This is a genomic window from Streptomyces africanus, from assembly GCF_002150735.1.
Taxonomy (GTDB): Bacteria; Actinomycetota; Actinomycetes; order Streptomycetales; family Streptomycetaceae; genus Streptomyces; species Streptomyces africanus.
On record NZ_MUKA01000514.1, the window covers coordinates 1 to 5,279 of the forward strand.

At 72.1% G+C, this 5,279-nt stretch carries 5 protein-coding genes; all 5 read left to right on the forward strand.

All coding sequences use genetic code 11. From position 1 onward, the window contains the following. Window positions 1–568: EboA domain-containing protein (locus CCL05_RS41100; protein ID WP_086565670.1), on the forward strand; the 568-nt coding region annotated here is incomplete at its 5' end. After that, a complete protein-coding gene (locus CCL05_RS41105) occupies window positions 568–1,488 on the forward strand; it encodes a TatD family hydrolase (protein ID WP_086565671.1) in 921 nt (306 codons plus the stop codon). The genes CCL05_RS41100 and CCL05_RS41105, both read left to right, overlap by 1 nt. Window positions 1,489–1,491: 3 nt before the next feature. Continuing rightward, entirely contained in the window at window positions 1,492–2,661 is a 1,170-nt protein-coding gene (gene eboE, locus CCL05_RS41110; protein ID WP_086565672.1) for a metabolite traffic protein EboE, read from the forward strand. Beyond that, a complete protein-coding gene (locus CCL05_RS41115; RefSeq protein ID WP_086565673.1) occupies window positions 2,658–4,076 on the forward strand; it encodes an alkaline phosphatase family protein in 1,419 nt (472 codons plus the stop codon). The genes eboE and CCL05_RS41115 overlap by 4 nt, the downstream gene beginning before the upstream one ends. 81 nt (window positions 4,077–4,157) lie before the next feature. Continuing rightward, entirely contained in the window at window positions 4,158–5,216 is a 1,059-nt protein-coding gene (locus CCL05_RS41120) for a sugar phosphate isomerase/epimerase family protein (RefSeq protein WP_086565674.1), read from the forward strand. The last annotated feature ends 63 nt before the right edge of the window (window positions 5,217–5,279 follow it).

The window sequence follows — 5,279 nt, forward strand, 5'->3', positions numbered from 1 at the left end:
CCTCGACGAGGCCGCCGCCCACCCCGGCATCCACGGGCCCATCTCCGCGTGGGAACTGCGCCTCGCCGAGGCCGGCCGGCGCTGCGGTGCCGCCTACGCCGATGCCGCACGTGTCCTCATCCTCGACGCGGCCCGTGCCGGCACAGACGCCCTGACCCGGGTGTACTTCCAGGGCACCGCCGACGAGCGCCGCGCCGTCCTGCACGCCCTGCCCCACCTCGTGTCCGGCCCCGGCGCCCTCCCGCTCGTCGAGGACGCCCTGCGCACCAACGACACGCGGCTCCTCACCGCCGCCGTCGGCCCGTACGCCGCCCGGCACCTGGCCGCGCACGACTGGCGCCACGCCGTGCTGAAGTGCCTGTTCACCGGCGTCCCCGTCGACCACGTGGCGGATCTGCCCCGGCGTGCCCGGGGCGACGGTGAACTCGCCCGCATGCTGGGCGACTACGCCGCCGAACGCACCGCCGCGGGCCGCACCGTCCCCGAGGACCTGTACCGCGTCCTGGACCTGACCGAGTCCGTGACCCCCGCCCCCGGCACGGACCACCCCCACGGCAAGGAGTCCTGATGCGCATCTTCGACCCCCACATCCACATGACCTCCCGCACCACGGACGACTACGAGGCCATGCACGCCGCCGGTGTCCGCGCCGTCGTCGAGCCTTCCTTCTGGCTCGGCCAGCCCCGCACCTCGCCCGCCTCCTTCCTCGACTACTTCGACGCCCTCCTGGGCTGGGAGCCGTTCCGCGCCGCCCAGTACGGCATCGCCCACCACTGCACACTGGCGCTCAATCCCAAGGAGGCGAACGACCCGCGCTGTGTGCCCGTCCTCGACGCACTGCCCCGGTATCTCGTCAAGGACAACGTCGTGGCCGTCGGCGAGATCGGCTACGACTCCATGACCCCCGCCGAGGACACCGCCCTCGCCGCCCAGCTCCAGCTCGCCGCCGACCACGGGCTGCCCGCCCTCGTGCACACCCCGCACCGCGACAAGCTCGCCGGCCTGCGCCGCACCCTCGACGTCGTCCGGGAGTCCGCACTGCCCCCGGAACGCGTCCTGGTCGACCACCTCAACGAGACGACCGTCAAGGAGGCCAAGGACAGCGGCTGCTGGCTGGGCTTCTCCGTCTATCCGGACACCAAGATGGACGAGGAGCGGATGATCGCGATCCTGCGCGCCTACGGCACCGAGCAGGTCCTGGTCAACTCCGCCGCAGACTGGGGAAAGAGCGACCCCCTGAAGACCCGCAAGGTCGGCGACCTGATGCTGGCCGAGGGCTTCGGCGAGGACGACGTCGACCAGGTGCTGTGGCGCAACCCCGTCGCCTTCTACGGGCTCAGCGGCCGCCTGAACCTCGACGTCACCGGCACGGAGGCCACCCACGAGGGCAACTCCATCCTCCGCGGCGTCCCCAAGGACCCGCACGAGCCGGACCTCGGCCCGGGAGACGGCGACGAGCCGGCCCGAGTCCCCGCCGCGGGGGCGTGACCCATGCGCTTCCGCCACCCCGACGGCTCCACCGTCCACCTCGCCTACTGCACCAACGTCCACCCCGCCGAGACCCTCGACGGCGTCCTCGCCCAGCTCCGCGACCACTGCGAACCCGTCCGCCGCCGCCTGGGCCGCGACCGGCTCGGCATCGGGCTGTGGCTCGCCAGGGGCGCCGCCCACGCCCTCGACACCGACCCGTCCGCACTGCGCGGCCTGCGCACCGAGCTCGACCGGCGCGGCCTGGAGGTCGTCACCCTCAACGGCTTCCCGTACGAGGGCTTCGGCGCGGAAGAGGTCAAGTACCGCGTCTACAAGCCGGACTGGGCCGACCCGGAACGCCTCGACCACACCACCGCCCTGGCCCGTGTCCTCGCCGGGCTCCTCCCCGACGACGTCGGCGACGGCAGCATCTCCACCCTGCCCCTCGCCTGGCGCACCGCGTACGACGACGAACGCGCGCGGACCGCCCGTGCCGCCCTGCTCACCCTCGCCGAACGCCTCGACGCCATCGAGGAGCTGACCGGCCGCTCCATCCGCGTCGGGCTGGAACCGGAACCCGGCTGCGTCGTCGAGACCACCCACGACGCCATCGCCCCGCTCACCGCGATCGGCCACGACCGCATCGGCATCTGTGTCGACACCTGCCACCTCGCCACCTCCTTCGAAGACCCGCACACCGCCCTGGACGCCCTCACCGAGGCCCGCGTCCCCGTCGTCAAATCCCAGCTCTCCGCCGCCCTGCACGCCGAACACCCCCATCTGCCCGAGGTCCGAGAGGCCCTCGCCGCCTTCGCCGAACCCCGCTTCCTGCACCAGACCCGCACGGCCACCGCCGCCGGCCTGCGCGCCACCGACGACCTCGACGAGGCCGTCGCCGGCCACGCCCTGCCCGACGGCGCACCCTGGCGCTCCCACTTCCACGTCCCCCTGCACGCGGCCCCCGCCGCACCCCTCACCTCCACACTCCCGGTCCTGAAGACCGCGCTCACCCGGCTCGTCGGCGGCCCGGCCCCGCTCACCCGCCACCTGGAGGTCGAGACCTACACCTGGCAGGCCCTGCCGCCCGAGCTGCGCCCCCGCGGCCGCAGCCAGCTCGCCGAGGGCATCGCCGCCGAACTGACCCTCACCCGCGACCTGTTGACGGACCTCGGCCTGAAGGAGCTGCCATGAGCAACGGCACCCATGAGCACCCCGACCCGGCCGCCGCGGACCGCCCCACCCCGCTCCTCGTCCTCGACGTCGTCGGACTCACCCCCCGTCTCCTCGACCACATGCCCCACCTCAAGGCGCTCGGCCAGTCCGGCTCCCGCGCCCCGCTGGGCACCGTCCTGCCCGCCGTCACCTGCGCCGCGCAGTCCACGTTCCTCACCGGCACCATGCCCTCGGAGCACGGCATCGTCGGCAACGGCTGGTACTTCCGCGAACTCGGCGACGTCCTCCTGTGGCGCCAGCACAACGGCCTCGTCGCCGGGGACAAACTCTGGGACGCCGCCCGCCGCGCCCACCCCGGCTACACCGTCGCGAACATCTGCTGGTGGTACGCAATGGGCGCCGACACCGACATCACCGTCACCCCCCGTCCGGTCTACTACGCCGACGGCCGCAAGGAACCCGACTGCTACACCAGGCCGGCCGCCCTGCACGACGAACTCACCGACGAACTCGGCACGTTCCCCCTCTTCCACTTCTGGGGACCTGGAGCGGACCTCGTCTCCAGCCGGTGGATCATCGACGCGACCCGCCACATCATCCGCACCCGGCACCCCGACCTGACGCTCTGCTACCTCCCTCACCTCGACTACGACCTCCAGCGCTTCGGCCCCGACGACCCGCGCTCCCTGAAGGCGGCCGCCGACCTGGACGCCGCCCTGGCACCGCTCCTGGACGACGCCCGAGCCGAGGGCCGTACGGTCGTCGCGCTGTCCGAGTACGGCATCACCCGCGTGAACCGGCCCGTCGACATCAACCGCGCCCTGCGCCGCGCCGGCCTGCTGGAAGTGCACACGCAGGACGGCATGGAGTACCTCGACCCGATGGCCTCCCGTGCCTTCGCCGTCGCCGACCACCAGATCGCCCACGTCTATGTGCGCCGCCCCGAGGACCTCGACGCCGCCCGGGCCGCGCTCGACGGCCTGCCCGGCATCGAGCAACTCCTCGACGACGAGGGCAAGAAGGCCCACCACCTCGACCATCCGCGCGCAGGCGAACTCGTCGCCCTGGCGGAACCCGACGCCTGGTTCACGTACTACTACTGGCTCGACGACGCCCGCGCGCCCGACTTCGCGCAGCTCGTCGAGATCCACCGCAAGCCCGGCTACGACCCGGTCGAGCTCTTCATGGATCCCCTCGACCCCTACGTGAAGGTCAAGGCGGCCACCGCGCTGGCGCGCAAGAAACTCGGCATGCGCTACCGCATGGCGGTCGTGCCCCTGGACCCTTCACCTATTCGAGGCAGCCACGGCCGCCTCCCGGCGAGCGACGACGACGGTCCGCTCCTCATCTGCTCCACCCCCCGCGCTGTCGGCGACCGCGTCGCGGCCACCGATGTGAAGTCACTGCTGCTCCGACTCGCCGGTCTCGACTGAGGCCGTAACGCTCAGTCCCGACTGGTCACAAGTGAAGCACTCACCACTGACAACGCCCCGCGATCACGAGGAGTTCCACCCATGAGCCGCTTCTCCCAGCCCGACCCCGAGCTCACCCACCGCCTCAGCAGACGCGGCATGCTCGGCGTGGCCGCAGGCGCCACCGCCGCCGCCCTGCTCGGTGCCGCCACCCCCGCGACAGCCGCCACCGGCACCACGTCCGCAGCCACCGGCACGGCCTTGGGCGCCAAGGGCCGCGGCCGCCCCGTCCTGCCGCCCGGCCGCCTCGGCATCCAGCTCTACAGCCTCCGCGACAAGGTCTCCACCCTCGGCTTCGGCCCCGTCTTCGCCGAACTGGAGAAGTACGGCTACGACGAGGTCGAGTTCGCCGGCTACACCCAGGGTTCGGCCGGCCCCATCACGCTCGCCCAGCTCAAGCGGCTGGCCCGGAACCACGGCCTGAACCCGATCGGCAGCCACGTCGGCTACTACTCCGACGACCCGAACGCCTACACCTTCGCCCAGAACCTCACCAAGGTCCTCGACGACGCCCAGGCCCTCGGCCTCAAGCACATCGGCACGGCCGCCGGCCCGTTCCGCTACGGCTCGACCGTCGACGCCTGGAAGCGCGCCGCCGAGGACTTCAACACCTACGGCGCGGCGGCGAAGGCGCGGGGCATGAAGTTCTACCAGCACAACCACTCCGAGGAGTTCAGCTTCGCCACGGACAACCCGAAGGTCCGCCTCTACGACGTCCTGCTCAAGGAGACCGACCCGGACCTCGTCCACCTGGAGATGGACATCTACTGGGCGTACGTCGGCCAGTTCCGCTTCTCCAAGCGGCCCGACGGCACGCCCGCCCCGTTCGAGCCGCTGGACTACGTCCTCAGGCAGCCCGACCGCTACCCGCTGTTCCACGTGAAGGACGGGGAGAGCGACCCGTCGAACCCGTACGGCTACCGCATGACCGACGTCGGCGACGGAGACATCGACTACCAGCGGTTCATCTCCGCCGTGACCCGGCTGCGCGGCCACCGCATGGCCCACCACTGGCAGGCCGAGCACGACAACCCGGCCGAGTCCTTCACGTTCGCGCGCCGCTCCAGCGCGCACCTGCACTCGCTGCGGGAGAAGTGCTGAGGACCGTACCCACATGAGGAGGCCCCTCCCCGCCCGGGGAGGGGCCTCCTCATGTGGGGGGAA

What these genes read in the sequence shown, in the direction of transcription:
- CCL05_RS41120 (WP_086565674.1), top strand. Translation starts at nt 4,158, where the DNA reads ATGAGCCGCTTCTCCCAGCCCGACCCCGAGCTCACCCACCGCCTCAGC.
- eboE (WP_086565672.1), top strand. Translation starts at nt 1,492, where the DNA reads ATGCGCTTCCGCCACCCCGACGGCTCCACCGTCCACCTCGCCTACTGC.
- CCL05_RS41115 (WP_086565673.1), top strand. Translation starts at nt 2,658, where the DNA reads ATGAGCAACGGCACCCATGAGCACCCCGACCCGGCCGCCGCGGACCGC.
- CCL05_RS41105 (WP_086565671.1), top strand. Translation starts at nt 568, where the DNA reads ATGCGCATCTTCGACCCCCACATCCACATGACCTCCCGCACCACGGAC.